Origin of the sequence: Rothia sp. HMSC066G02 (assembly GCF_001813145.1) — a bacterium.
Taxonomy (GTDB): Bacteria; Actinomycetota; Actinomycetes; order Actinomycetales; family Micrococcaceae; genus Rothia.
In genome coordinates, this window is sequence record NZ_KV811595.1 from 85,686 (window position 1) to 111,098 (window position 25,413).

The 25,413-nt window shown below is 60.6% G+C and carries 22 protein-coding genes; all 22 read left to right on the forward strand.

Annotated elements, in window-relative coordinates; genetic code table 11:
- The first annotated feature begins 223 nt into the window (after positions 1-223).
- The 22 genes from HMPREF2894_RS06165 (at position 224) to gmk (ending at position 25,205) form a co-directional block, all read left to right on the forward strand.
- Positions 224-661 carry a DUF948 domain-containing protein gene (locus tag HMPREF2894_RS06165; protein WP_049327226.1) on the forward strand — a complete coding sequence of 146 codons (438 nt, stop codon included), beginning with the start codon at positions 224-226 and terminating at the stop codon, positions 659-661.
- Entirely contained in the window at positions 661-1,155 is a 495-nt protein-coding gene (locus HMPREF2894_RS06170) for a hypothetical protein (RefSeq protein ID WP_005508736.1), read from the forward strand. Before HMPREF2894_RS06165 ends, HMPREF2894_RS06170 begins: the two co-directional genes overlap by 1 nt.
- A 132-nt stretch (positions 1,156-1,287) precedes the next feature.
- The gene (gene alaS, locus HMPREF2894_RS06175) at positions 1,288-3,975 is read left to right on the forward strand and encodes an alanine--tRNA ligase (RefSeq protein ID WP_070678293.1); all 2,688 of its coding nucleotides are present in this window, start codon (positions 1,288-1,290) and stop codon (positions 3,973-3,975) included.
- Positions 3,976-3,977: 2 nt separating this feature from the next.
- Positions 3,978-4,541, forward strand: a complete 564-nt coding sequence (gene ruvX, locus HMPREF2894_RS06180) for a Holliday junction resolvase RuvX (protein ID WP_070678296.1) — start codon at positions 3,978-3,980, stop codon at positions 4,539-4,541.
- The gene (gene mltG, locus HMPREF2894_RS06185; RefSeq protein ID WP_070599980.1) at positions 4,538-5,731 is read left to right on the forward strand and encodes an endolytic transglycosylase MltG; all 1,194 of its coding nucleotides are present in this window, start codon (positions 4,538-4,540) and stop codon (positions 5,729-5,731) included. The genes ruvX and mltG overlap by 4 nt, the downstream gene beginning before the upstream one ends.
- A gap of 247 nt (positions 5,732-5,978) precedes the next feature.
- Positions 5,979-6,914, forward strand: a complete 936-nt coding sequence (locus HMPREF2894_RS06190; RefSeq protein WP_070678299.1) for a shikimate dehydrogenase — start codon at positions 5,979-5,981, stop codon at positions 6,912-6,914.
- A 119-nt stretch (positions 6,915-7,033) separates the two neighbouring features.
- Positions 7,034-8,251, forward strand: coding sequence for a chorismate synthase (gene aroC / locus HMPREF2894_RS06195; RefSeq protein ID WP_070678302.1), 1,218 nt, complete (start codon positions 7,034-7,036; stop codon positions 8,249-8,251).
- Entirely contained in the window at positions 8,251-9,795 is a 1,545-nt protein-coding gene (locus HMPREF2894_RS09320; protein ID WP_070678305.1) for a shikimate kinase, read from the forward strand. Before aroC ends, HMPREF2894_RS09320 begins: the two co-directional genes overlap by 1 nt.
- 25 nt (positions 9,796-9,820) lie before the next feature.
- The gene (aroB, locus tag HMPREF2894_RS06205) at positions 9,821-10,951 is read left to right on the forward strand and encodes a 3-dehydroquinate synthase (protein ID WP_049352486.1); all 1,131 of its coding nucleotides are present in this window, start codon (positions 9,821-9,823) and stop codon (positions 10,949-10,951) included.
- Positions 10,952-11,162: 211 nt separating this feature from the next.
- A complete protein-coding gene (efp, locus tag HMPREF2894_RS06210) occupies positions 11,163-11,726 on the forward strand; it encodes an elongation factor P (protein WP_005505932.1) in 564 nt (187 codons plus the stop codon).
- On the forward strand, positions 11,726-12,136 hold the full coding sequence (nusB, locus tag HMPREF2894_RS06215; protein WP_005505934.1) for a transcription antitermination factor NusB: 411 nt from the start codon (positions 11,726-11,728) through the stop codon (positions 12,134-12,136). Before efp ends, nusB begins: the two co-directional genes overlap by 1 nt.
- Positions 12,137-12,758: 622 nt before the next feature.
- On the forward strand, positions 12,759-13,460 hold the full coding sequence (locus HMPREF2894_RS06220) for a hypothetical protein (protein ID WP_070738471.1): 702 nt from the start codon (positions 12,759-12,761) through the stop codon (positions 13,458-13,460).
- Between the two features lie 142 nt (positions 13,461-13,602).
- Positions 13,603-14,298: a methyl coenzyme M reductase subunit gamma gene (locus HMPREF2894_RS06225; RefSeq protein WP_239664819.1), complete on the forward strand. Its 696-nt coding sequence runs from the start codon at positions 13,603-13,605 to the stop codon at positions 14,296-14,298.
- A 239-nt stretch (positions 14,299-14,537) separates the two neighbouring features.
- The gene (pyrR, locus tag HMPREF2894_RS06230; RefSeq protein WP_049345471.1) at positions 14,538-15,206 is read left to right on the forward strand and encodes a bifunctional pyr operon transcriptional regulator/uracil phosphoribosyltransferase PyrR; all 669 of its coding nucleotides are present in this window, start codon (positions 14,538-14,540) and stop codon (positions 15,204-15,206) included.
- Complete coding sequence (locus HMPREF2894_RS06235) at positions 15,203-16,204, forward strand: aspartate carbamoyltransferase catalytic subunit (RefSeq protein WP_049337443.1); 1,002 nt, start codon at positions 15,203-15,205, stop codon at positions 16,202-16,204. Before pyrR ends, HMPREF2894_RS06235 begins: the two co-directional genes overlap by 4 nt.
- A 30-nt stretch (positions 16,205-16,234) precedes the next feature.
- Complete coding sequence (locus tag HMPREF2894_RS06240) at positions 16,235-17,536, forward strand: dihydroorotase (protein WP_070506251.1); 1,302 nt, start codon at positions 16,235-16,237, stop codon at positions 17,534-17,536.
- A 144-nt stretch (positions 17,537-17,680) separates the two neighbouring features.
- Positions 17,681-18,220: a PH-like domain-containing protein gene (locus tag HMPREF2894_RS06245; protein ID WP_070604312.1), complete on the forward strand. Its 540-nt coding sequence runs from the start codon at positions 17,681-17,683 to the stop codon at positions 18,218-18,220.
- A gap of 152 nt (positions 18,221-18,372) precedes the next feature.
- Entirely contained in the window at positions 18,373-19,560 is a 1,188-nt protein-coding gene (gene carA, locus HMPREF2894_RS06250) for a glutamine-hydrolyzing carbamoyl-phosphate synthase small subunit (RefSeq protein WP_049327218.1), read from the forward strand.
- Positions 19,561-22,881 (forward strand): carbamoyl-phosphate synthase large subunit, encoded by a 3,321-nt coding sequence (gene carB, locus HMPREF2894_RS06255; RefSeq protein WP_070666530.1) that lies wholly within the window; start codon positions 19,561-19,563, stop codon positions 22,879-22,881.
- A complete protein-coding gene (pyrF, locus tag HMPREF2894_RS06260; protein ID WP_012903497.1) occupies positions 22,881-23,756 on the forward strand; it encodes an orotidine-5'-phosphate decarboxylase in 876 nt (291 codons plus the stop codon). Before carB ends, pyrF begins: the two co-directional genes overlap by 1 nt.
- Before the next feature lie 469 nt (positions 23,757-24,225).
- Positions 24,226-24,606 (forward strand): integration host factor, actinobacterial type, encoded by a 381-nt coding sequence (mihF, locus tag HMPREF2894_RS06265; protein WP_005505949.1) that lies wholly within the window; start codon positions 24,226-24,228, stop codon positions 24,604-24,606.
- A gap of 41 nt (positions 24,607-24,647) precedes the next feature.
- Positions 24,648-25,205, forward strand: coding sequence for a guanylate kinase (gmk, locus tag HMPREF2894_RS06270; RefSeq protein WP_005505951.1), 558 nt, complete (start codon positions 24,648-24,650; stop codon positions 25,203-25,205).
- The last annotated feature ends 208 nt before the right edge of the window (positions 25,206-25,413 follow it).

Consider the following 25,413-nt stretch of genomic DNA (forward strand, 5'->3'; position numbering starts at 1 on the left):
TTATACACTACAGGGCTGTGGCGCTGCTGAACCTGTGAATCTTCCGTCGCTGGGAGTTTCATGAGAGTTTAGGGGGCGTTTGAAGGATTTTTCGACTAAAATAGGGGATTGAGCTGTGTATATAGTCCTGAACTGTATGCACGATCCGGCTGCGCGCCACGGTGGCGTCCAGCCTTGTACGACTATTGATAAGCATCATGCATTGAGCGGAATGGGGTTATAGATGACCGGCGGAGATATTGCGGGCCTGATTGCAGCAGGAGTTTTTGCGATTCTGGTGGCACTTCTTGCGCTACCCATTATTCGCCTGACCAAGGTGTTTGATGAGCTTATCGTGACGATTCGTTCGCTGAACCAGAGCACCGGCCCCCTCATTGAAGAGGTGACCCGTACTGTGGTGACCACCAATGAGCAGCTGGAGAAGGTTGACGACATCACTTCGAATGTTTCGGATGCGTCCGCGAACGTTTCTGCGCTGTCCTCGCTGGTGACTTCGACTGTGGGTCAGCCGCTGATTAAGGTTGCGTCCTTCTCGTACGGTGTGCGTCAGGCGTTCCGCGGCGGTAAGTCCGGCGATGCACACGGCACCGCCAACACTGGTAGCACTGGCGGTCAGTACGGTTCGGCACAGTCCTCTTACTCTGCAGGCGGTGAGAACTAATGGGTCTGCTTCGTTCAGCTCTTCTGCTCGGCGCCGGCGCGGCGGTTGGTTACTTCGCTTCCAGGCGTGCCGCCTCCGAACCTGCTCAGCGTACCCCCGGCAGCGCCCTGCTCATGCGTGAGCACGGTGAGCTTGCCCTCAACCCGGAGTCTCAGATGGGAAAGTTCTTCGATTCGCCGATTGGCAAGCCCCTGCAGCCGTATGCGTTGCGTGCTGTTGAGTTCGCCGCCCGCGTGCGTGAAGGCATGCAGGAGAAGGAGATGGAGCTCAACGCTAAGGTGGAGCGCCAGAAGCAGGATCTGCGTCCTGGCTCCCTGGACACCTGGGACCGCCAGATGAGCTCGGCTGAGATTGAATCCACGAACCGCCGCCTGGCTGAGCGTGAACTCATTGAGGTGGAGGCTGAGATTGCCTCCTTGGAAGAGGCTCAGAAGCGAGCGCGTGAGCAGCGTATTGCGCGTGACCGTCAGCTCGGCGACGGCTTCTTCAACTAGGTTTTTAAAGGTGGTGCTTTTGTCCGTTAACCACGGTACGAGACTGGCTCGATTAGCCATTTTGCTCTCGGACAGGCACCATAGGTCAGTAGACTAATTTAGAATTTCGCACAGATTACTCTAAGGAACGAGATGCTCTCACAGGAGATTTCTAAGCGCTGGATCGATTTCTTCGCTTCCCGCGGCCATACTGTGGTGCCTTCGGCATCGCTGATTTCGAACGAGCCCGGCGCTATGTTCACCATCGCCGGTATGGTGCCGTTCATTCCCTACTTCCTGGGCCGTGAGACCCCTCCGTTCTCCCGCGCGACCAGCGTGCAGAAGTGCATCCGCACCCTGGATATTGAAGAGGTCGGTAAGACTGCGCGTCACGGTACTTTCTTCCAGATGGCTGGTAACTTCTCCTTTGGTGATTACTTCAAGGAGAAGGCTATTCCTTTCGCTTACGAACTGTTGACCACCCCTCAGGATAAGGGTGGTTTCGGTCTGGATCCGGAGCGCCTGTGGGTCACCATTTACGAGGGTGACGAAGAGGCATACGAGATTTGGACTAAGACTGTTGGTTTCCCGTCTGAGCGTATTCAGCGCATGGGCATGAAGGAAAACTACTGGTCGACCGGTCAGCCCGGCCCTGCAGGCCCCGACTCGGAGATCTTCTACGACCGTGGCCCCGCTTACGGTAAGGAAGGCGGCCCGGCGGCTGACGACGACCGTTACATCGAGATTTGGAACCTCGTGTTCATGCAGTACCAGCGTGGCGAGGGCATCGGCAAGGATGACTTCGAGATTCTGGGCGACCTGCCGAAGAAGAACATCGATACCGGTCTGGGCGTTGAGCGTCTGGCTATGCTGCTGCAGGGTGTTGAGAACTTCTACGAGACCGACCAGGTCCGCCCTGTTCTGGATGCTGCTTCTAAGCTGTCCGGTAAGAAGTACCACGGCTCTGAGTCCGCTGAGGATGAGGGCTACGAGGACGACGTGCGTATGCGCGTGGTGGCTGACCACATCCGCTCCTCGCTGATGCTGATTGCCGACGGCGTGACCCCCTCGAACGAGGGTCGCGGTTACATTCTGCGCCGCCTGATGCGCCGTGCGATTCGTGCGATGCGTCTGCTGGGCGTGACTGAGCCCTGCCTGCCCGTGCTGTTCCCGGCTTCGCGTGATGCGATGAAGGGTGCTTTCCCGTACGTTGCTGACGACTTCGAGCGTATTTCGCGTATTGCGTACGCTGAGGAGAAGGCGTTCCTGCACACCATTGAGACCGGTACTGAGCGTCTGGAAGAGGCTGTTGCTGCCGCTAAGAAGGACGGCTCTAACTCTGTTTCTGGTGCTGAGGCGTTTGCTCTGCACGACACCTACGGCTTCCCGATTGACCTGACCCTGGAGATGGCTGCTGAGGCTGGCGTGAAGGTGGATGAGAAGGCCTTCCGTGAGCTGATGGCTGAGCAGCGTCACCGTGCGCAGGCTGACGCTAAGGCGAAGAAGGGCGCGTTTGCTGACCTGTCCGAGTTGCGTAAGCTCGTGGACGAACGCGGCTCCATCTTCACCGGCTACACCGAGCTGCGTACCGAGACTAAGCTGCGCGCAATCCTGGTGGATGGTGTGTCTGTTCCCGCTGCTAAGGCTGGCGACAAGATTGAGGTTGTTCTGGACGAGACCCCGTTCTACGCGGAGGCCGGTGGCCAGGCTGCTGATACCGGTGTCATTACCGGCAACGGCTTCATCATTGACGTTCAGGACGTTCAGCAGCCCGTGAAGGGTCTGAGCGTTCACCGCGCCGTTGTGCGTGAGGGTGAGGTTCACACCGGTGCCGATGTTGTGGCACAGGTTGACGTTCAGCGCCGCCGCGACGGTGAGAAGGCACACTCCGGTACCCACATCATTCACGCTGCCCTGCACCAGGTGCTCGGCAACGAGGCTACTCAGCGTGGCTCTTTCAACAAGGAAGGCTACCTGCGTTTCGACTTCGCGTGGGGCGAGGGTCTGTCCGAGTCCGCTAAGCGTGAGGTTGAAGAGGTTGCTAACCTCGCGATCCGCGATAACCACGAGGTGATTACCCGTGAGATGCCGCTGGCTGAGGCTAAGGCTCTGGGCGCGATGAGCCTCTTCGGCGAGAAGTACGGCGACGTGGTGCGTGTTGTTGAGATCGGCGGCGAGTTCTCCCGCGAACTGTGCGGTGGTACCCACGTTGGTTCGTCCGCTGAGATTGGTTCGCTGACCCTGCTGACCGAGGGCTCTGTTGGCTCCGGTAACCGCCGTGTTGAGGCTCTGGTGGGTCTGGACTCCTTCAACCACCTGGCTGCTGAGCGTACCCTGGTGAACCAGCTGACCGGCCTGATGAAGGTTCAGTCCTCCGCTGATCTGCCCGAGAAGATTAACCAGACTCTGGCTAAGCTGAAGGCTGCTGAGAAGGAGCTGGCTCAGCTGCGCCGCGAGAAGCTGCAGGCTGAGGCTGGCAAGCTGCTGGAGAACGCACAGACCATCGGTTCTGTTCGCGTTCTGGCGCATGACGCTGGCGAGCTGGACGCTAACGGTGTTCGTGACCTGGCTCTGGATCTGCGTTCGCGCTTCGGTTCCGAGGCTGCTGTTGTCGCCGTGGTGGGTGTGGCTAATGGCCGCCCCGTCGTCCTGGTGGCAACCAACGAGGGTGCTCGTGAGGCTGGCGTGAAGGCTGGCGCTCTGGTCCGCGTCGCTGCCGGTGTTCTCGGCGGCGGTGGCGGCGGTAAGGACGACGTCGCTCAGGGTGGTGGCCAGGACGCATCCAAGATTGGTGCTGCACTGGACGCTGTCCGCGACGCTATCGCACAGGCTCAGGCCTAAACATGGCAGAATTTCAGTGCGGAGTGCGGATGGGTGTCGATGTGGGTAATGCCCGCGTCGGCACCGCCCTCAGCGACCCCGACGGCATTCTCGCCACCCCGCTCAAGACGCTACGCCGCGACGCGAAGAAGAACTCTGACCGCCGTGTTTTGCGTAAGCTGATTGAGGTGAACGAGGTGGTGGAGGTTTTCGTCGGGCTTCCGAGGACCATGCGTGGTGGGGATTCTCCCTCCACGGAAATGGCTCGGGAGTACGCTCAGGCTCTGCGCTCCGAGCTGGATGCCGAAGAGAAAACACACATTAACATTTGGCTGGTGGATGAGCGACTCACCACCGTGAGCGCTCACCGTGCACTGCACGAGGCTGGGGTTTCCAGCCGAGATTTCAAGACTATGGTTGACCAGGTGGCGGCTGTGAACATTTTGCAGTACAGCCTGGATGCCCTCAAAGCGGGGCAGTCCGTAGCCGGGTACAAGGTGAGCGATCCGGCCCACGAAGAAAACCGACCGTCCGAGTCAGAAGGGACCACGGTCGGTGCCGTCAACGAAACGGAGAACCTTCAGTGACCGAACAGAATAAACATCCCGAAGAGAGCGGGCTCGACCTCTTTAGGCCGACAGCCGAGGATGAACGTAAGGGCATCACCGGCATCACGATGGAACAGGAAATCGTGTCGGTGGCTACGTTGCGTGCGCGTAAGCGCCGCCGCCGCGCCATCATGCTGAGCGCTATTTCCTTGTTTGTGGTGGCTCTGGTCATCATTTCGGGTGCCTTGATTACTCGCTATGACCCGTTCAAGACTCGTGACTACTCGGGTGGCGGCAATGGTACGACCGTGACGTTCACGATTCGTTCTGGCCAGTCCACCGCGCAGGTGGCGCAGGAGCTTGAGGCGGCGGGCGTTATTGCTGATGCTGATAAGTTCGTTGAGGTGTACACCAAGGAGAGCAAGGGCAAGTACCTGCAGCCTGGCACCTACGAACTGCAGCAGCACATGAGCAGCTCGAGCGCGATTACGACCATTATCGAGGCGAACAGCAACGTACTGTACCTGGCGATTCCGCAGGGTAAGCGCGTGAGCGAGACCATCGATTTGATTGTTTCTGGCTCCGATGGTGCGTTCACCCGCAAGCAGGTTGAGGACGCGGTCAGCAACTACACCCAGTACGGTGTGCCGAGCAACTTCCCCTCGATTGAGGGTTGGCTGCACCCGGGCGAGTACCGCTTCCCGAAGGACACCGACATCAAGAAGGTCATTCAGACCATGGTTGATAAGACCAAGGCTGACCTGAAGGAAGCCGGCGTGAGCGGCGACCAGAAGACCTTCGAGGTTCTGACCATCGCCTCCATCGTGGAGCTTGAGGCTCAGCCGAAGGACTACGTGGCGGTTGCAGGCATCATTGAGAACCGTCTGAACAACCCCGATGGTGAGACCTCGGGTCTGATTCAGTCGGATGCGACCGTGACTTACGGTCTGGGTGTCCGTTCGTACCACCTGACTGAAGAGCAGAAGGCCGATAAGAGCAATAAGTACAACACTTATGCGAATAAGGGTCTTCCGAAGGGTCCGATTGGTTCCCCGCAGCTGGCTTCGATTAAGGCTGCCGCGGCTCCTGAGAAGAACCCGTACTACTACTGGGTGACTGTGGACCTGGATTCCGGTGAGACTAAGTACTCCCGCACGTACGCTGAGCACCAGCGTTATGTTGAAGAGTACAACCAGTGGTGTTCTAAGCACCCGAACCGTTGTAGCTAATCGGTTTAGCCGGTAGCTATGATTCGGTAGCTTTGGACTGAAGGTTCCTTGCTGAGGCGGGTACCGCCTCCACGAGAGTGGGGGAGGTGCCCGCCTTTGCTATACCTGAATATTGGTTTGTCCCTTAAAATGGGTAGAGTGCGCCTATGAACGCGGGTTCGTGGCGTGCGTGTCCGCAAGCCCGCAAGCCCCGAGCGTTGAGTGTTGAGAGTGTTCCCCAGCGTTGAGAGCGAAAGAGTATCTATCGATGAAGACTGAACCGTACCGCGAAGCCCCGTATCTTCGCCGCGCCTACGTGCTGGGGCACCCTATTGCGCATTCGCTGTCGCCTGCGCTGCATCGTGCCGCGTATGACTTTTTGGGTGAGCAGAATTTGGGTTATGATCGCCGCGATACTCTGCCCGATGATTTGCCGGAGATTATGCACGGGGTGCGCCACCCGAAGGGTACGGAGGACGCCCCGTATATTGCGGGTCTGTCGGTGACGATGCCGTTGAAGACCGCGGTCATTCAGTATTGCGATGAGCTGAGTGAGACTGCCCGAGTGACCGGTGCGGTGAACACGGTGTATCCGCGCGGTGAGAAGGTGCTGGGCGATAACACGGATGTGATTGGCATTGTGAACGCGCTGCGCCACGCCGGTTTGGAGCCGCAGCCGCTCAAGGATTCTGCCGCGATTGTGGGCGGGGGAGCGACCGCTATTTCTGCTTTGGCGGCGTTGCACGCGTTGGGGTACCGCCGCGTGAGCGTGTACGCCCGTTCCCTGCATAAGCTCGGTAGCGTGCAGGAGGCGGCGGACCGCCTGGGTGTTCAGCTGGAGCAGGTTTCCCTGGCTGAGCTGCCGCAGAATCTTGTGGAGCGCGGCCATCACCCGGTGGTGTCTACTCTTCCTGCCCATGCGGCGGATGAGTGGGCGAGCCAGCTGAGCGGGTTGAAGGGCGCCTCCGCGACGCACCGGCCAGTACTGCTCGATGTTGCGTATAACCCGTGGCCTTCGGTGCTGGCGAGCGCTTGGGAGGCTAACGGCGGCACGGTGGTTTCTGGACTGGAGATGTTGCTGTATCAGGCGGTGGAGCAGGTGCTGCTGTTTACCGACCGCACCCTGTCTGAGGGTGAGTTGCTGGGCTTGGTGAATGCGATGTGCGCGGCGGTTGATCTTGCGCCTCGTGCTTCCGTTTCGTGAAAAAAGCGTGCTTTCACTCGCTCAGTAAACGGGCATTTTATACACTATTTATACACGTGAAGAATTATTATTCCTTCCTCCTGCGCTGCGGTGCGGGTGCGATGAAAAGAGGTTAACCTATGGCCCTGCGTTGGCTCACTGCCGGAGAATCCCACGGCGAGGCGCTCGTCGGCATTATTGAGGGCGTACCCGCCGGTGTGGAACTCACCAGCGACATGGTGCGTGACGCCCTGGCTCGTCGCCGCCTTGGCTACGGCCGCGGTGCCCGCATGAAGTTCGAGGAGGACCGCGTGCGCATCCTGGGCGGTGTGCGTCACGGCCTGACTCAGGGTGGCCCGGTCGCGATTGAGATTGCGAACACCGAGTGGCCCAAGTGGACTGACGTGATGAGCTCCGACCCGGTGGATCCGAAGCTGATTGAGGGTCGTGCGCGTAACGCTGCGCTGACTCGTCCGCGCCCCGGCCACGCTGACTTTACCGGCATGCAGAAGTACAACTTCTCTGAGGCTCGCCCGGTGCTGGAGCGCGCCTCCGCACGTGAGACTGCGACCCGCGTGGCTCTTGGCGTGGTTGCCGCCCAGATTTTGAAGGCTCTGGGTGTTGAGCTGGTTTCTCACACCGTGGCTGTGGGTGGCGTGCACGCTCCCGAGGGCGCCCCGGTGCCTTCGCCCCGCAACGTTGACCAGCTGGACGCTGACCCGCTGCGTTGCTTTGACAAGGCAACCTCCGACGCGATGGTTCAGCGCGTGGACGAAGCGCACAAGGACGGCGAGACTCTCGGCGGTGTGGTTGAGGTGCTCGCGTACGGTATGCCTCCCGGACTGGGTTCGTACGTGCACTGGGACCGCCGCCTGGACGCGCGCCTTGCCGCAGCGCTGATGGGTATTCAGGCTATTAAGGGCGTTGAGGTTGGCGACGGTTTTGCGACCGCTGACCGCCCGGGCACTGCCGCTCACGACGAGATTTCCATCGGTGAGCACGGCGTTACCCGCGATACCAACCGTGCAGGTGGTATTGAGGGCGGCATGAGCATTGGTGACCTGCTGCGTGTGCGCGCGGCAATGAAGCCCATTGCGACCGTGCCGAAGGCTCTGAAGACCATTGACACTTCCACCGGTGAAGAGGCTCGCGCCCACCACCAGCGTTCGGACGTGTGTGCTGTTCCCGCCGCCGGCGTGGTGGCGGAGGCTATGGTCGCCCTGGTGCTCGCTGAGGCTGCACTGGAGAAGTTTGGTGGCGACTCGATTGGTGAGACTCGCCGCAACATGGATTCCTACCTGGACGCTATCCCGGCGTCTCTGGCGTGGGAGTCTAACGTGGCTGGTTGGGACGCGTAGTGCCCCTTCCGGCGGAGTCAGAGGGCCGCGGCGCGAAGGGTCGCGGTTCCGGGGAGGTTTCTGTGGAGCAGGGTGTTCGCCCGGTCGCTTCGAGCCCCCTTGCGCGTATTGCTGCGGCAACGCAACGTGCGCGAGGGGGCGCTTCGCCGCGCCCGGAACCCGGCGCAGAATCCGGTGTATCTGCTGCGGCTGAGCAGGCTGTTGAGGCTGCGGGCGCTGAGGCTGTTGCGCGTGAGGATTCTTCCCGCCCGGCTTCTCGCGTGCCCACCCCAGCTGATCTGATGCGTTCTGGCGCCCGTCCCCTGCCCGCCGCCGCTGCGGCGAGCACGCAGGGTGTGCGCCTGTACGCCTCCTCGGTGTCTGAGGACGCCGACCCGGCGCTCGGCCTGGACGAGGACCTGCGCCTGAAGCTGCTCAGCGCCCTGCAGGTCATGGGCACCGCTGAAGAGGAATCCCGCAAGGAACCCGTGAAGGCGGAAGCACCCAAGCCGACTGCGCCGAAGCCTGCCGCGCCCTCAGTAGTCGCTGCGCCCAAGCCGACTGTGCCTAAACCTGCCGCGCCCAAGCCGGCACCTGTAAAGCAGGCTCAGCCTGCAGAAGCGGTGGGGGAGAGCGTTTCTGCTCCCGTGCAGAAGGCTGAACCCAAGACTGTACAGGTCACGCCCGCAGCCCCCGTAGGTGTGCCCGAAACTTCCGTAGCTGTGCCCGCGGCTGAACCCGCCAAGCCGGTCCGTCCGACCCCGGCGCTGTTCGGCAAGGTTCAGGTTGCCGCACCCGCAGTACCCGCTGTGCCCCCCGCGGAAGAAGAGAACCAGGTGGGGGAGAAGCCCCTCGACGCTTCCGAACTGCCCGCAACCCCGGCTGAATCTGTGGCACCCGCAGAGCTCACCGTCCCCACAGAGCTTGCCGCCCCCGCAGAGGCGCTCGCAGAAGACGAGTCCGCCGGCGCTCGCATCCACCCGCAGCAGGTGCGTGAAATGCACGAGAACTTCGCGGAACGCTCCCGACCCATCGTGCTCATCGGCCCCATGGCGGCAGGTAAAACCTACATTGGTACGCACCTTGCGCGTTTCTACGGCTACGAGTTCCTCGACGCCGACCAGCTCATCGTGGAACGCTACGGCGAAGTCTCCGAAATCTTCGAGATTTTTGGTGAGGCGTACTTCCGCGAGCTCGAACGCAAAACCATCGAAGAGGTCCTCACCTCGCCCGTGTACCGCAACACGGTGTTCTCCCTGGGCGGTGGCGCACCCATGACCGACTCGGTCGCGGAGCTGCTCAAGGACGAATGCGTGGTGTACATCCTCGTTGATGCTGACACCGTCACCCCGCGCATTACCGGCAATAAGACCCGCCCGCTGCTGCAGCCGAACCCGGTCGAGCGGTGGACCGAAATTTTTGAGCGCCGCCGCAGCCGATACGAAGAGCTGGCGCACTTCACTCTGGACGCACGAGGCGGCCGCCCCATCACCGAGATGACCGCCGAAATCCAGGCGTACGTGACCGCAACCCGCGCCTCCCGCGCGCAGCGCCCCCAAGCATAACCCCTCACCTGTGAAAGGACACACGATGAGCACTCAGCCCACCCCCACTTTCGGTGCCTCCGGCGCGGAAGATATCACCCGCATCCCGGTGACCGGCAGCTCCCCGCGTGAGAACTATGAGGTTCTTATCGGCCACAACCTGCTCGGTAAAATCCCCGAAATTCTGGGCAACCGCGCCAAGAAGGTGCTCGTGATTCACCCGCGTGCCCTGCGTTCCACCGGTGAGCTGGTCATGGAAGACCTGCGCGCCATGGGCTACGAATCGTTCAGCGCCGAAATCCCGGACGCTGAGGAGGCGAAGCACTACCAGGTGGCGGCGTTCTGCTGGCAGGTGCTCGGTCAGAACGACTTCACCCGCACCGACGCGATCATCTCCGTGGGCGGCGGTGCCATTACCGACGTTGCCGGCTTCGTCGCGGCAACCTGGCTGCGCGGCGTGCGCGTTATTCACATTCCGACCACCCTGCTCGGCATGGTGGACGCTGCCGTGGGCGGTAAGACCGGCATCAACACCGCCGAAGGTAAGAACCTGGTCGGCGCGTTCTGGCCGCCCGCCGCAGTGCTCTGCGAGATCGGCACCCTGCGCACCCTGCCCGAGCATGAGCTGCTGACCGGCATGGGTGAGGTCGTCAAGTGCGGCTTCATCGCAGACCCCGAAATCCTTGACCTGATTGAGGCGAACCCGAACGCCGTACGCGATTCGCAGTCCGCCGTGATGCGTGAACTCATTGAACGCAGCGTGCGCGTGAAGGCTGAGGTCGTCTCCGAGGACCTGCGCGAATCCGGCCGCCGCGAAATCCTGAACTACGGCCACACCCTCGCCCACGCGATTGAGCGCAACGAGCGTTACCAGTGGCGTCACGGCGCGGCAGTGTCCGTCGGCATGGTCTACGCCGCCGAACTGGCGCTGGCAACCGGCCACGCCGACGAAGAACTCGTGGCACGCACCCGCCGCATCCTCGAATCCCTGGGCCTGCCCACCTCCTACAAGGCAGACGCATGGCCCCAGCTGCTCGAAGCAATGCGCCGCGACAAGAAGGCACGCGGCAACCTGCTACGCTTCATCATTCTTGACGGTTTGGCTCGCCCGCGCGTCTACGAGGTGCCGGACGACTCGATCCTGTACATGACCTACCAGGAAATCATCTCCGAGTAGGTGCAAGTCCCGTACATTCACCGGATGCACTCGGCGCGTGTTTGCTAATACGCGCCAGCCGGGCGGGGCGCCGCAGAAACTGTGGCGCCCCTGCTAGGCAAAATCGTGCGCATCCTGTAGAATGTACGGGACATATTTTTGCTCATTGAAAACTTAGCGCCGCGCCGGGTACCACTACGGCGTGAGCGTCGATGACACGAAGGAGAGCCCCATGGCATCCACTACCGATATTAAGAACGGCGCCGTCCTGAAGATTGACGGCAACCTCTGGTCCGTCGTAGAGTTCCAGCACGTTAAGCCCGGCAAGGGTGGCGCATTCGTCCGCACCAAGCTGCGCAACGTTACCTCCGGCAAGGTCGTCGACCGCACCTTCAACGCTGGCGCTAAGATCGAAACCGCAACCGTTGACCGCTCCGACTACCAGTACCTGTACCAGGACGGCGACGACTACGTCTTCATGGACATGAAGACCTACGACCAGATCAACGTTCCCGCAACCGTTGTCGGCGACGCAGCAAACTACATGCTCGAATCCCAGACCGCAACCATCGCAATGCACGAGGGTAGCCCCCTGTACATCGAGCTGCCCGCATCCGTGGTCCTCGAAATCACCTACACCGAGCCCGGCCTGCAGGGTGACCGCTCCACCGGCGGCACCAAGCCCGCAACCGTTGAGACCGGCTACGAGATCCAGGTTCCCCTGTTCCTGGAGACCGGCACCAAGGTCAAGGTTGACACCCGCACCGGTGAGTACCTCGGTCGCGTGAACGACTAATGAATTCGCGTACAAAAGCCCGATTGCGCGCCCTCGAAGTGCTCTTCGAGGCGGATCAGCGCAACGAAGATTATATTGAGGTACTCCGCCGCCGCCGACTGTACACGGTAGCGCAGATCTCTGCTTACTCTGAGGAAATCATTCGTGGCGTCCGTGACCACGACGAAGAGATCCGCGAGTTTGTGGAGACTTACGCCCGTGACTGGTCCTTCGAGCGTATGCCCGCCGTGGACCGTGCCGTGCTGCGTATTGGCACTTGGGAGCTTCTGTACAATGATGAAGTTCCGGATGCTGTCGCAATTTCTGAGGCTGTCGGTCTGGCGCGTGTGCTGTCCACGAATGAATCTCCGAAGTTCGTGAACGGTCTGCTGGATAAGCTCCGTCAGGTGAAGCCGACCCTGCTCGCGTAAGACGTCCCGCCGCGGCCTGCCCGCCAGCTTTTATGGCTGGTTGGTTTGCTGCCGTTGAGGATGCGTCCGCAGGGGAGCGTACGTGAAACCCCCGCCGTGCTGTAGTTCGCTACAGGACGGCGGGGGTTTTCTGTGTCTAGGTTGCGCTTGGTTGGTGCAGTTCTGCGTGGGGTTCCGTATTGGGTGCGGATGCGCTCGCAGGGTTTGTTAGCAACAGTTGAGGTTTCATCGGAGCCCGTGGGTAGGGTAGGCGGCAACAGTCGAGGCTTCACCGGACAACGCAGGCGGGGGAGTGCCCCCTCTGCGGCGCTGAGCGCCTTGAGGACGGAGCCCCCGCCCTGCGTGTCCGGTATGCGCCTCGTTTAGTATCACTACTCGCTTTGAGCGGATGCGGTCGCCCCGCGTGCCCGGTATGCGCCTCTATGCATACCTCAGATATGCCCTTGTCTGCACCGATATGAACGGAACATTGCCAAAGTGGACAAATAGTGAGCCGGGGTGTGTGCTCTGTGGATATATGTTAGGGTAATGGCATCAACCGATAACATTCCGCTGAATTCCACACGTTGTTGCGTGGATAATTCTGCGGTTTACACAACCACACACCAGAAAAGAACCAACAATGATGTTCAACCGTACTTCTATTGCCGCGCTCTCTGCGGCGATGATGCTCACCCTGTCCGCTTGTTCCGGCGGCGCGCAGGTCAACGCAGAATCGAGCGCTTCCACTTCCGCGAGCACTGAATCCGCAAGCGCCGAAGCTTCCGCAACCCCCACTCCTTCACCTACCCCGACCGGCCCGTCTGGCTCCGAGATTGTACTGGTTCGCCCGAGCGTGGACACCAATAATGATTCGAAGGAAGCTGAAAACGCGGCGCTTGTCGCAGCGTACGCCGTATTGGACCAGCATCTACGTGTTAAGAACGCATGGGTGCATGGAGATCTGGAGCATACCAGCGATGAGGAACTATTGCAGTATGTAGATAAGCGCATTCTTGAAAGCGTTAAAAAGCAGGTAGAGTCTATGCGTAAGCTCGCTGTATCCGCTCCTGTGGAAGGCGATATTGTTTTCCGTGATGTTCGCTTTCCCTCTATCTACAGTTTGGAGCACTCTGACGGTTCTAAGCCGTCGCAGCCTAACGCTGGTATAGCCATCACCTACTGTGAAGATACCAGCAATATTCGTATGTCTGACGGGCGTAGGCTGAACGCCAGCCAAACACGGAGGATTTTTATCGTTCGACGTGATGACGGGGCATATGTTCTCGGCAGTACCGATATTGAGCATGAAGGTTGTGACTATGAGGTAGACGAGGTTGTCTAACCTCCGCCCTTAATCTAATGGGACGCATATCGGGCACACGGGGAGGCTACCCCCGCCTGTGTTGCTCGATATGCGCCTCCAGCAGTCACCGTTTCATAGCCGTCTTTTGGCGGCACAACCACACACCAGAAAAGAACCAACAATGATGTTTAACCGTAGTTCTATTGCCGCGCTCTCGGCGGCAATGATGCTCACCCTGTCCGCATGTTCTGGCGGCTCGCAGGTCAACGCAGAATCGAGCGCATCCACTTCCGCGAGCGCTGAATCGGCAAGCGCCGAAGCTTCCGCAACTCCCACTCCTTCGCCTACCCCGACCGGTTCTGAGGTTGTCGAAATCCGTGCCGCCGTTGACACCACCGTTGACTCAGAAGAAGCACGAAAAGCTGCAGGAGAAGCTGCTAAGCAAGTGCTGGAACAGGACGTGCGCCTTCGGAATGCCTGGATGCAGGGGAACCTGGAACATACCAGTGAAAAGGATCTCGCTAAGTATATGGAACCGAAGGGCGTTAAAAGCACCCTGGATGGTTTTGCGGACTTACGTGAAACACTTCAGGAAGGGCCGTTCAGTGGGCAGATTGAAATCCGCGATGTAGAAGTAGTCGAAGTATCTGCCTCAACGGACCAAAACGGGCAGAGCACCCCTAACGCCGTTGTTCGTGTGCAGTATTGCGAAGACTGGGGAAGCCTTCGCTGGCCAACCGGCGAACCTATTGTTCTTGATGATTCTCTCGCAACAGAGGAAATGCGCGAGAACATTATGATTCGTCGACCTGACGGTGTGTTTGTGATTCAGAGTGGCCGCAAAGTTCAGGGTGACTGCAAGCCCTCGCAGCACTAACGCTTTCAGAAATGGGAAGGTACTTGAAGTACATCTGAGTGTGCTTCAACTACCTTCCCACTTCTATTTTTGGCCTCATGCTATAGACGTGCTTCTTCAATAGGTGCTTCTGATATCCCCGCAGCCCCCTCACCGTGAGCGGTCTCTCGCCGAACCTGAACGTAGCCTGTGAACTGTGGTACCCTACTAGAAGCACAAAACCTTTAAATCCGTCCCGTGAGGCGGGGAAGGAGACGGCTATGCCTGGGTCAACTGTACCCACATCCGGCGCGAATCAGGGGCGAAATCTAACCGCAGCCCCCCATTCGGCAACCCCTCAAAGCACCTCCGAGGACGCGACCACCGTCGGCCGCACCATCCTCAGCGAGGACGAAATCCGCCGCGCCCTCACCCGCATCGCCTACGAAATCATCGAAACCAATAAAGGCGTAGAAAACCTCGTACTCATCGGCATCCGCTCCCGCGGCGTGCCCCTTGCCGTACGACTCGCAGCCCGCATCCAAGCCATCGAGCCGAACTTCAACGCAGAAACACGAATCGGCGCCCTGGACATCACCGCCTACCGCGACGACCAGCGAACCGGCGGCACCACCTCCCCAGACACCGCAGGGGAAAGCATCATGCCCACCATCGGCATTGAAGGCAAAACCGTAGTCCTCGTTGACGACGTCCTCTACTCCGGCCGCACCGTACGCGCCGCCCTCGACGCACTCAACGCCCACGGACGACCCGCCCTCGTACGCCTGGCAGTCCTCGTAGACCGCGGACACCGGCAACTACCCATCCGCGCCGACCACGTGGGCAAAAACCTGCCCACCAGCGCCAGCGAAACCGTGCGCGTCGTACTGACTGAAACCGACAACGCAACAGACCGAGTTGACATTATCCAGCTGGGAGGGCTCTCATGAAGCATCTGCTCGACACCCGCGAACTAACCCGCGAAGAAGCCATCGAAATCCTTGACGTCGCCGACTACATGGCGCAGGTCAAAGCCGAAAACCGCACCCTCAACGTGCTCAACGGCAAGACCGTCGTCAACCTCTTCTTCGAGGACTCCACCCGAACCCGCCTCTCCTTCGAAGCCGCAGAGAAGCGCCTGGGCGCCGCCGTCACCAACTTCTCCGCATCTGGCTCCTCCCTGTCTAAGGGCGAGTCGCTCAAGGACACCGCGCAGACCCTCAAGGCGATTGCCGCGGATGCGTTCGTGATCCGCCACTCGGCATCCGGCGCACCGCAGCGCCTCGCCGAGGCAGGTTGGACCGACATTCCCGTGCTCAACGCGGGCGACGGCACCCACGCACACCCCACCCAGGCACTGCTCGACGCCGTATCCCTGCGCCAGTACAAGGCAGAACGCGACGGCCTCGACAGCCCCCGCGGCACCGACCTGTCCGGCATGCGTGTGCTCATCGTTGGCGACATCCTGCACTCGCGTGTGGCACGCTCCAACCTCTGGCTGTTGCACACCCTCGGCGCGCAGGTCGTCTTCGTCGCGCCGCCGACCCTGCTGCCGCTGAACACAGCCTCCTGGGTTGAAGAAGCCGGCCTGGAAATCTTCCACGACTTCGACGAAGCCATCGCCACCAACCCCGACGCCGTCATGCTGCTGCGCATCCAGAAGGAACGCATGAACGCCGCGTACTTCCCCTCCGCAGAGGAGTACACCGACCTGTGGGGCCTGACCGCCGAACGCTTCGCAACCCTGCAGGCGCAGCCGCAGCCGGTCGCAATCCTGCACCCGGGCCCCATGAACCGCGGCCTGGAAATCTGCACCGAAGCCGCCGACGCCACCAACTCCTGGGTCCTGCGCCAGGTCAGCAACGGCGTGGCGTTGCGCATGGCGGTGCTCTACCTGCTTCTGACCGACGGCTCCAGCGCCAAGCTCTACGCCGGCGACGAATCCTAAACGACCTTCCTAACGAGAGGAACCAACACCATGAGCAAGTACCTGATTAAGGGCGCAAGCCTCTACGGCGAAAAGGTCGCCGACATCCTCATCGAGGACGGCGTGATTAGCCGCATCGCAGAGAACATCGACGCCGCAGACGCACAGGTCGTCGAGGCGGCAGGCCAGGTGGCACTGCCCGGTCTGGTCGACATCCACACCCACCTGCGTCAGCCCGGCTACGAGGCATCCGAAACCGTTGAGACCGGCACCCGTGCAGCAGCCCTGGGCGGCTACACCGCGGTGTTCGCCATGGCAAACTCCATGCCCGTGGCAGACACCGCCGCAGTCGTTGAGCAGGTTGACCGCCTCGGCAAGGAATCCGCATGGTGCCGCGTGCAGCCCATCGGCGCAGTAACCGTGGGTCTGAAGGGCGAGCGCCTCTCCGACATTGGCGGCATGGCGAACTCCACCGCGAACGTGCGCGTGTTCTCTGACGACGGCATGTGCGTGTACGACCCCGCCGTGATGCGCCGCGCCCTCGAATACGTCAAGACCTTCGACGGCGTTATTGCGCAGCACGCGCAGGAGCCGCGCCTGACCGAAGGCGCCCAGATGAACGAAGGTAAGGTGTCCGCTGATCTGGGTCTGACCGGTTGGCCCGCTGTCGCTGAAGAGGCAATCATTGCCCGCGACGTGCTGCTGGCTGAGCACCTGGACTCTAAGCTGCACATCTGCCACCTGTCCACCAAGGGCTCCATTGAGGTTGTGCGCTGGGCTAAGTCCCGCGGCGTGAAGGTGACCGCGGAGGCAACCCCGCACCACCTGCTGCTCACCGACGAGACTGCACGCACCTACGACCCGATTTTCAAGGTGAACCCGCCGCTGCGCACCGAAGAGGACGTCATGGCGCTGCGTCAGGCTGTTGCTGACGGCATCATCGACGTGATTGGTACCGACCACGCACCGCACCCGGCAGAGACCAAGGAATGCGAGTGGGCGTGCGCCGCGAACGGTATGACCGGTCTGGAGCAGGCACTGTCCATCATCCAGATGACCCTGGTTGACACCGGCATGATTACCTGGCGCGATGTGGCACGCATCCTCTCCGAGGAGCCCGCGAAGATTGGTCGCCTGGACCACGAGCAGGGCCGCCCGCTTGCCGAAGGCGAACCGGCAAACATTGTGCTGGTCGACCCGAAGGCAACCCGCGTGATTAAGCCGGAGGAGCAGGCTACCAAGGGTAAGAACAACCCCTACCGCGACATGGAGGTGCCCGGCTCGATCCGTGCAACCTTCTACGCTGGCCACCCGACCGTGCTGAACGGCGAGCTGGCAACCCCGCGCCGCTAAACCCGCGAGGCGAACGCACGTGGTGACCGTGCCTGGCGGTGGTAGGTTCACGCCTGCCACCGCCTCGCCGGGAGCACCGCCCCCAACCTCACCAACCCAGGCCGAGATCATCGACCGAGACCCCAACCGAAAGAGAGAACCTTCGTGGGAAAGTTCCTGACCGCCATCATCTGCATCGCCCTGGTCGCCCTGTGCATCTACGGCATGTGGCACGGATGGCGCTCGCGCCTGGCACGCCAGGCGAACATGTTCGGCTCCCTCAAGGAAGTTCCCGAACGCTACGAGGGCATGACCGCTGACGCCGCTTTTGAGGGCGAGTACGTCAGCACCACGATCTTCGGTAACTGGCTGGACCGCGTGGGTTTCGATTCGCTCGGCTTCAAGAGCAAGTCCACCCTGCTGATTTACCCGGACAGCATCATCTTCACCCGTAACGGAGCGAAGGACCTGTGGATTCCGGCGAAGAAGCTCGCCGTCATCACCACCGACCGCGGTATGGCGGGCAAGGTTGTGGAGAAGAACGGCCTGGTCGTGATTGGTTGGACCCTGGACGGTCACCGCGTGCAGACCGGCTTCCGCACCCGCTACGCCGAGGACAAGCAGGCGGTACTGCAGGAGCTGCGCCGCATCGCCCCGAACGCGGTGGATGCGCCCGAGAAGTGGACGGCAGAACCGGAAGCCTAAATCCCGGTGTAATATCCCTGCGCACCCACACCCATAGATTTTGCCTGAGGTCAGGCGAACACCCGCCGAAGGCACCATAGACTACCCCGGAACCTGCACGGTAGAGGCCGTACAGGAAGCGGGGGAGAACACCAGAGAAAAGGAAGAAGAGCATGACTGACATGACACGATCCGGCGCCCTGCGTACGGACCGCGCGCTGCTCGTCCTGGAGGACGGCACCGTCTACCGCGGCTACGGCTACGGCGCAACCGGCGCGTCCCTGGGCGAGGCGGTTTTCTCGACCGGTATGACCGGCTACCAGGAAACCCTGACCGACCCCTCCTACGCGGGTCAGATTGTGGTTCAGACCGCTCCCCATATCGGCAACACCGGCGTGAACACCACCGACGCTGAGTCCCGCAAGATTTGGGTTGCCGGCTACGTGGTTCGCGACGCAGCACGTGTGGCATCCAACTGGCGTTCTGAGCGCACCCTCGACGAAGAGCTCATCGAGCAGGGCATCGTCGGTATTCAGGGCATTGACACTCGCGCCCTGACCCGCCGCCTGCGTTCGAGCGGTTCGATGCGTGCGGGCGTGTTCTCCGGTGAGCACGCAGAACGCCCCGAAGCTGAACTGCTGGAGGAGGTGCGCGCCTCCGAGCCGATGGCTGGCCGTAAGCTCGCTGACTCCGTTTCGGTTGACACCGCCTACACCGTTGAGCCGCACCAGTTCAACTGGTTCGCACCCCCGGTCGCAACCATCGTCGCCCTGGACCTGGGCATTAAGTCGATGACCCCGCAGCGTTTCGCTGAGCGTGGCGTGCGCGTGCACGTGCTGCCCGCAAGCGCAACCCTCGAGGACATCTACTCCCACAACCCCGACGGCGTGTTCTTCTCCAACGGCCCCGGTGACCCGGCAACCGCTGACGAGCAGGTTGAGCTGCTGCAGGGCGTGCTGCGTAAGGGCACCCCGTTCTTCGGCATCTGCTTCGGTAACCAGCTGCTCGGCCGCGCCCTGGGCTTCGGCACCTACAAGCTGCCCTTCGGCCACCGCGGCATCAACCAGCCGGTCATGGACAAGACCACCGGCAAGGTTGAAATCACCGCGCAGAACCACGGCTTCGCTGTGGACGCGCCGATTGGCGACTACGTGACCGCACCGAACGCTGAGTTCGGTCAGGTCATGGTCTCCCACGTGGGTCTGAACGACAACGTGGTTGAGGGCCTGACCTGTAAGGACATCCCCGCGTTCTCCGTGCAGTACCACCCCGAGGCTGCCGCGGGCCCGCACGATTCCGCCTACCTCTTTGACCGTTTCATCGACCTGATGGTCGCAACCAAGACTGCAAAGGAAGCATAAATGCCTCGTCGTACTGACCTTAATAGCGTCCTCGTCATCGGTTCCGGCCCCATCGTCATCGGTCAGGCAGCGGAATTTGACTACTCCGGCACTCAGGCACTGCGCGTGCTGAAGGAGGAGGGCGTGCGCGTCATCCTCGTGAACTCGAACCCGGCAACCATCATGACCGACCCCGAGTTCGCGGACGCCACCTACATTGAACCCATCACCCCCGAGGTGATTGAGAAGATCATCGAGAAGGAAAAGCCGGACGCAATCCTGCCGACCCTGGGTGGTCAGACCGCGCTGAACGCGGCTATCTCCCTGGATGAGCGCGGCGTGCTCGCCAAGTACAATGTTGAGCTGATCGGCGCGAACATTGAGGCGATTAACCTCGGTGAGGACCGTGAAGCATTCAAGGGCGTGGTGGATCGCGCCGGCGGCGAGTCTGCACGCTCGGTGATTGTTCACTCCATGCCGGAGGCGCTGGAAGCCGCTAAGGAGCTGGGCTACCCGATGGTGGTCCGCCCCTCCTTCACCATGGGTGGTCTCGGCTCAGGTATGGCGTACAACGAGGAAGACCTCTACCGTATTGCTGGCGCCGGTATTCAGTACTCGCCGACCAGCGAGGTCCTGCTGGAGGAGTCCATCCTCGGCTGGAAGGAATACGAGCTGGAGATGATGCGTGACACCAACGACAACGTCGTGGTCGTCTGCTCCATCGAGAACTTCGACCCCGTGGGCGTGCACACCGGTGACTCCATCACCGTGGCACCCGCACTGACCCTGACCGACCGTGAGTTCCAGAAGCTGCGCGACATCGCGATTAACGTGATTCGTGAGGTTGGCGTGGACACCGGTGGTTGTAACATCCAGTTCGCGATTGACCCGAAGACCGGCCGCATCATCGTCATTGAGATGAACCCGCGCGTGTCTCGTTCCTCGGCGCTCGCGTCGAAGGCTACCGGCTTCCCGATTGCGAAGATTGCGACCAAGCTGTCCCTGGGTTACACCCTGGATGAGATTCCGAACGATATCACCCAGAAGACCCCGGCGTCCTTCGAGCCGACCCTCGACTACGTGGTCGTGAAGGTTCCGCGCTTCGCGTTTGAGAAGTTCCCGGCTGCTGACCCGACCCTGACCACCACCATGAAGAGTGTTGGTGAGGCTATGGCTCTGGGCCGTAACTTCACTGAGGCTCTGCAGAAGGCGATGCGTTCGCTGGAGCAGAAGGGTGCGTCCTTCTCGTTCAAGCCGCTGTCCCTGTCTGAGGCTGAGCTGGCTGAGCTGGTTGAGAAGACTAAGGTTGCGACCACTCAGCGTATCTACCAGGTTCAGCAGGCTCTGCTGGCTGGCGCTACCGTGGAGCAGCTGCACGAGGCGACCAAGATTGACCCGTGGTTCCTGGATCAGCTGGTGCTGCTGAATGAGGTTGCCGGTGTGGTTCACGCTAAGCGTGACAACCTTGACCCGGAGACCCTGAAGCTGGCTAAGCGTCACGGTTTCTCGGACGCTCAGATTGCTGAGATTATCGGCTCTTCTGAGGATGTTGTGCGCGGTGTTCGCCACGCTCTGGGTATCCGCCCGGTCTTCAAGACTGTTGACACCTGTGCAGCCGAGTTTGAGGCGTTCACTCCGTACCACTACTCCTCCTACGACCTGGAGGATGAGGTTGCGCACCACGAGAAGCCCTCGATTATGATTCTGGGTTCGGGCCCGAACCGTATCGGTCAGGGTATCGAGTTCGACTACTCCTGTGTGCACGCTTCGCTGGTGCTGCGTTCGCTCGGTTACGAGACTGTCATGGTCAACTGCAACCCTGAGACTGTTTCGACTGACTACGATATTTCGACTCGCCTGTACTTTGAGCCGCTGACCCTTGAGGATGTGCTTGAGATTGTTGAGTCGGAGCGTCGTACCGGCGGTCTGATGGGCGTGTTCGTGCAGCTGGGCGGTCAGACTCCGCTGAAACTGGCTCGTGCCCTGAAGGATGCGGGCGTGCCGATTCTGGGCACCACCCCCGAGGCTATTGACCTGGCTGAGGACCGCGGCGAGTTCTCCCGCGTGCTGGAGGAGGGCGGCCTGATTTCGCCCAAGAACGGTACCGCGTTCACTTTCGAGGGTGCTAAGCGCATCGCTGACGAGATTGGTTACCCGGTTCTGGTTCGTCCTTCGTACGTGCTGGGTGGCCGTGGCATGGAGATCGTCTACGATGAGGCGAACCTGGCACGCTACCTGGAGAACGCTACCGAGGTTTCGCCTTCGCAGCCCGCTCTGATTGATAAGTTCCTTGAGGACGCTATCGAGATTGACGTTGACGCCCTGTTCGACGGCGATGAGCTGTACCTGGGCGGCGTCATGGAGCACATTGAGGAAGCCGGTATTCACTCGGGTGACTCTTCCTGTACTCTGCCTCCGATTACTCTCGGCCCGGACATCATCGCGAAGGTGAAGGACGCTACCGAGAAGATTGCTCGCGGCACCGGTGTGCGCGGCCTGATTAACATTCAGTTCGCGTACGTGTCTGAGAACCTGTACGTGATTGAGGCGAACCCGCGTGCCTCTCGTACTGTTCCGTTCGTGTCGAAGGCTACCGGCGTGCAGATGGCTAAGGCTGCTGTGCTGATTGGTCTGGGCAAGAGCATTGCGGAGCTGAAGGCTGAGGGCTACCTGCCGTCGAACATGGATGGCGCATCCCTGCCGGAGGAGACCGCGATTGCTGTGAAGGCTGCGGTTCTGCCGTTCGCTCGTTTCCGCACCCCGGAGGGTGTCGTGGTGGATTCGCTGCTGAGCCCGGAGATGCGTTCGACCGGTGAGGTCATGGGTCTGGATAAGCACTATGACACCGCGTTCGCGAAGGCTCAGGCTGGTGCTGGTTCGCCGCTGCCGACTTCCGGTAAGGTGTTCATTTCGGTGGCTAACCACGATAAGCGTAACGTCATTATTTACGCGAAGATGCTGGAGTCGCTGGGCTTTGAGATCGTTTCGACCGGTGGTACCGCTGAGATTCTGCGCCGTAACGGCCTGAACTCGGTGATTGTGGCTTCGAAGTTCGCTGAGGCGAATGGCGACCACTCGATTGTTGACATGGTCCGCAACGGTGATATTGACCTGATTCTGAACACCCCTGCCGGTGGTGCTGCTCGTAGCGATGGTTACGAGATTCGTGCCGCTGCGGTTTCGGTGGGTTGCCCGGTCATGACTACCATTTCTGAGTTCGCTGCGGCTGTTCAGGCGATTAACGCTCTGCGTGAGCACAGCTGGGACATCATGAGCCTGCAGGAGCACGGCGTTCAGCTGGCTGCCGCTGTGGATGCTCGTTCTGAGGGTGGCGAGGCGTAATGTCCGCTGCTTTTGGTGATCGTCTGGCGAAGGCGATGGCGGAGCGCGGCCCGCTGTGTGTGGGTATTGACCCGCATCCGAACCTGCTGGAGCAGTGGGGTCTTGAGGATTCTGCTGCCGGTCTGGCTGCTTTTACTGAGGCGGTCTATGAGGGTTGCGCCCCGTTTGCGGCGGCGTTGAAGCCTCAGGTGGCGCTGTTTGAGCGTCACGGTTCGGCTGGTCTTGCTGTGCTGGAGGCGCTGTTTGCCCGCGCTGCCGCTGATGGTGTGCTGATTGTTGCTGACGCTAAGCGCGGCGATATCGGTTCGACTATGAAGGCGTACGCGGATGCGTGGCTCGGCTCGTCTTCGCCGCTGGGTACCGATTCGGTGACTTTGAGCCCGTATCTGGGTTTTGAGTCGCTGCGTCCGGCGCTGGATTTGGCTGATGAGAATGACCGCGGCACTTTCGTGTTGGCGCTGACCTCGAACCCTGAGGGTAAGAGCGTTCAGCACGTGGGCGCGTCGGAGTCTGGTCATTCTGGCGAGTCTGGGGGCGCTGTGGCTAAGCGTATTATCGCTGCGGCTACCGCTGAGAATGCTTCCCGCCAGTGGGAGCAGATGGGCCCGTGCGGTCTGGTGGTTGGCGCGACTGTTGGTCAGGCGCTGGTTGATTTGGGTATTGACCTGAGCGTGTTCAACGGCCCGATTCTGTCGCCGGGTTATGGTGCGCAGGGCGCTTCGGCGGCTGATCTGTACCGCGTGTTTGCGGGCGTTGAGTCGCAGGTGTTGGTGAATTCTAGCCGTGGCGTACTGGCTGCTGGCCCGTCGGTTGAGGGTTTGGCGCAGGCTGCGCAGGCGGCTCGTGATGACCTGTTGGCGGCTCGCGGCGCATAGTTCGCGTGTTGTGTGAGAGGGGCGTGTGCTCCGGGTGGATTCTGTTGAGGGTCTGCTCGGGGTGCGCACCCCTTTTGCGTTTCCGGGTTCCGATACCCGGTTTTCGGCACCCGATTTCCGCGCCCAATTTTCGCCCCGGGAGCGCCGGGTTCGACTGGTTTAACCCCCGTTTCTGGGTACACCGGCATGCATAATTTTGCCGCCGCACACCCGCGCCGGTGCGAGTTTGCTCACCTCTGTAGCGGGGGAGTGCGCCCGCTCTATGAGGCGCTTCTGTGGTTCCACTTTTGATAGGGCGAATACTCCGCTATGCTATAGGGGTACTCCCTGATATTTACGTGCTGACGTGCGTAGACGCATTGTTGGTGCGAGGGTGAGTGCCGCGGGTGGAACGAGGATTCTCGCGCTATCCGTGATACATTAGTTGATAAGTAAAATTCTATAACTCGCAGAAATGGGGGACCCAACCATGCCGCTGACTCCGCTAACTGAGGATGCGCGCGCCTCCGCCCGCGAGAAGGCAGTACTTGCCCGAGCACACCGCCAGGAAATTAAGCGTGCACTGAGTGACCGTGAACTTTCCGTGCGTCAGGTGCTCGATATGGTCGATTCCGACCCTGCACTGGCTAAAATGCCGGTGGGGCAGATGCTGCGCGCACTTCCGGGCATTGGTGCCGTTCGAGCTGAACGCATCATTGAAGAACTTCATATTGCACCGACTCGCCGCCTTGGCGGCCTGGGTGTACACCAGCGTCGCAAGATGGTGGAGTACTTCAACCGTAATTCGCGGTATTTGAACCGTGCACGTCGCAGGACTAATACTCTGCCTCCTGAATCTTCTCAGTCCTAACACATCGTGCCTTCAGTCGATGAAGGCGCAGTAAGGAAGCTATGTCTCAGCCGACTCTCACCGTACTGGCTGGCCCCACTGCTGTTGGCAAGGGTACGGTGTGCCAGTACATTCGTGAGAACTACCCGAACGTGTGGTTCTCTGTTTCCGCTACTACTCGTGATCCTCGCCCCGGTGAGGTTGACGGTACTCACTACTATTTCGTTTCGATGGAAGAGTTTGACCAGATGATTGCTGACGGTCAGATGCTTGAGTACGCTGTGGTACACGGTAAGAACAAGTACGGTACTCCGCGCGCTAAGGTCCAGGAGGCTCTGGATGCTGGCCGCCCGGTGATTCTTGAGATTGACTTGCAGGGTGCTCGCCAGATTCGCGAGACCATGCCGGATGCTCGCCTGATTTTCTTGGCTCCTCCGAGCTGGGATGAGCTGGTGTCGCGTCTGGTGGGTCGAGGTACCGAGAGTGAGCAGGAGCAAGCTCGTCGCCTTGAAACCGCGAAGGTTGAGTTGGCTGCTGAGAAAGAATTTGACGTCACGGTCGTCAACGACTCTGTTGAGCGTGCAGCGAAGGAGATTGCTGAGCTGATTGGCGCCGCCTAATCTGCATGCTTTGCGTTTGCGGTGGGGCTAGAGTTTCTTCCGACCTGTAGTTCTGCCGTGAGGCGTTGTGAAAGGTGGGGGTTTCGAAGAGTTTTCTTCGGGCCCCCACCTTTTTGGCTGTGCTGACACCTTTTGTCCAGGCTGGTACGTGCGTTTTAGCCGTTGAGAGGGTAGAATAGTTCTTTAGTTTTGACCGTGCCCTCAGTCT

What these genes read in the sequence shown, in the direction of transcription:
- HMPREF2894_RS06165 (WP_049327226.1), top strand. Translation starts at nt 224, where the DNA reads ATGACCGGCGGAGATATTGCGGGCCTGATTGCAGCAGGAGTTTTTGCG.
- HMPREF2894_RS06170 (WP_005508736.1), top strand. Translation starts at nt 661, where the DNA reads ATGGGTCTGCTTCGTTCAGCTCTTCTGCTCGGCGCCGGCGCGGCGGTT.
- alaS (WP_070678293.1), top strand. Translation starts at nt 1,288, where the DNA reads ATGCTCTCACAGGAGATTTCTAAGCGCTGGATCGATTTCTTCGCTTCC.
- ruvX (WP_070678296.1), top strand. Translation starts at nt 3,978, where the DNA reads ATGGCAGAATTTCAGTGCGGAGTGCGGATGGGTGTCGATGTGGGTAAT.
- HMPREF2894_RS06190 (WP_070678299.1), top strand. Translation starts at nt 5,979, where the DNA reads ATGAAGACTGAACCGTACCGCGAAGCCCCGTATCTTCGCCGCGCCTAC.
- aroC (WP_070678302.1), top strand. Translation starts at nt 7,034, where the DNA reads ATGGCCCTGCGTTGGCTCACTGCCGGAGAATCCCACGGCGAGGCGCTC.
- aroB (WP_049352486.1), top strand. Translation starts at nt 9,821, where the DNA reads ATGAGCACTCAGCCCACCCCCACTTTCGGTGCCTCCGGCGCGGAAGAT.
- efp (WP_005505932.1), top strand. Translation starts at nt 11,163, where the DNA reads ATGGCATCCACTACCGATATTAAGAACGGCGCCGTCCTGAAGATTGAC.
- nusB (WP_005505934.1), top strand. Translation starts at nt 11,726, where the DNA reads ATGAATTCGCGTACAAAAGCCCGATTGCGCGCCCTCGAAGTGCTCTTC.
- HMPREF2894_RS06220 (WP_070738471.1), top strand. Translation starts at nt 12,759, where the DNA reads ATGATGTTCAACCGTACTTCTATTGCCGCGCTCTCTGCGGCGATGATG.
- HMPREF2894_RS06225 (WP_239664819.1), top strand. Translation starts at nt 13,603, where the DNA reads ATGATGTTTAACCGTAGTTCTATTGCCGCGCTCTCGGCGGCAATGATG.
- pyrR (WP_049345471.1), top strand. Translation starts at nt 14,538, where the DNA reads ATGCCTGGGTCAACTGTACCCACATCCGGCGCGAATCAGGGGCGAAAT.
- HMPREF2894_RS06235 (WP_049337443.1), top strand. Translation starts at nt 15,203, where the DNA reads ATGAAGCATCTGCTCGACACCCGCGAACTAACCCGCGAAGAAGCCATC.
- HMPREF2894_RS06240 (WP_070506251.1), top strand. Translation starts at nt 16,235, where the DNA reads ATGAGCAAGTACCTGATTAAGGGCGCAAGCCTCTACGGCGAAAAGGTC.
- carA (WP_049327218.1), top strand. Translation starts at nt 18,373, where the DNA reads ATGACTGACATGACACGATCCGGCGCCCTGCGTACGGACCGCGCGCTG.
- carB (WP_070666530.1), top strand. Translation starts at nt 19,561, where the DNA reads ATGCCTCGTCGTACTGACCTTAATAGCGTCCTCGTCATCGGTTCCGGC.
- pyrF (WP_012903497.1), top strand. Translation starts at nt 22,881, where the DNA reads ATGTCCGCTGCTTTTGGTGATCGTCTGGCGAAGGCGATGGCGGAGCGC.
- mihF (WP_005505949.1), top strand. Translation starts at nt 24,226, where the DNA reads ATGCCGCTGACTCCGCTAACTGAGGATGCGCGCGCCTCCGCCCGCGAG.
- gmk (WP_005505951.1), top strand. Translation starts at nt 24,648, where the DNA reads ATGTCTCAGCCGACTCTCACCGTACTGGCTGGCCCCACTGCTGTTGGC.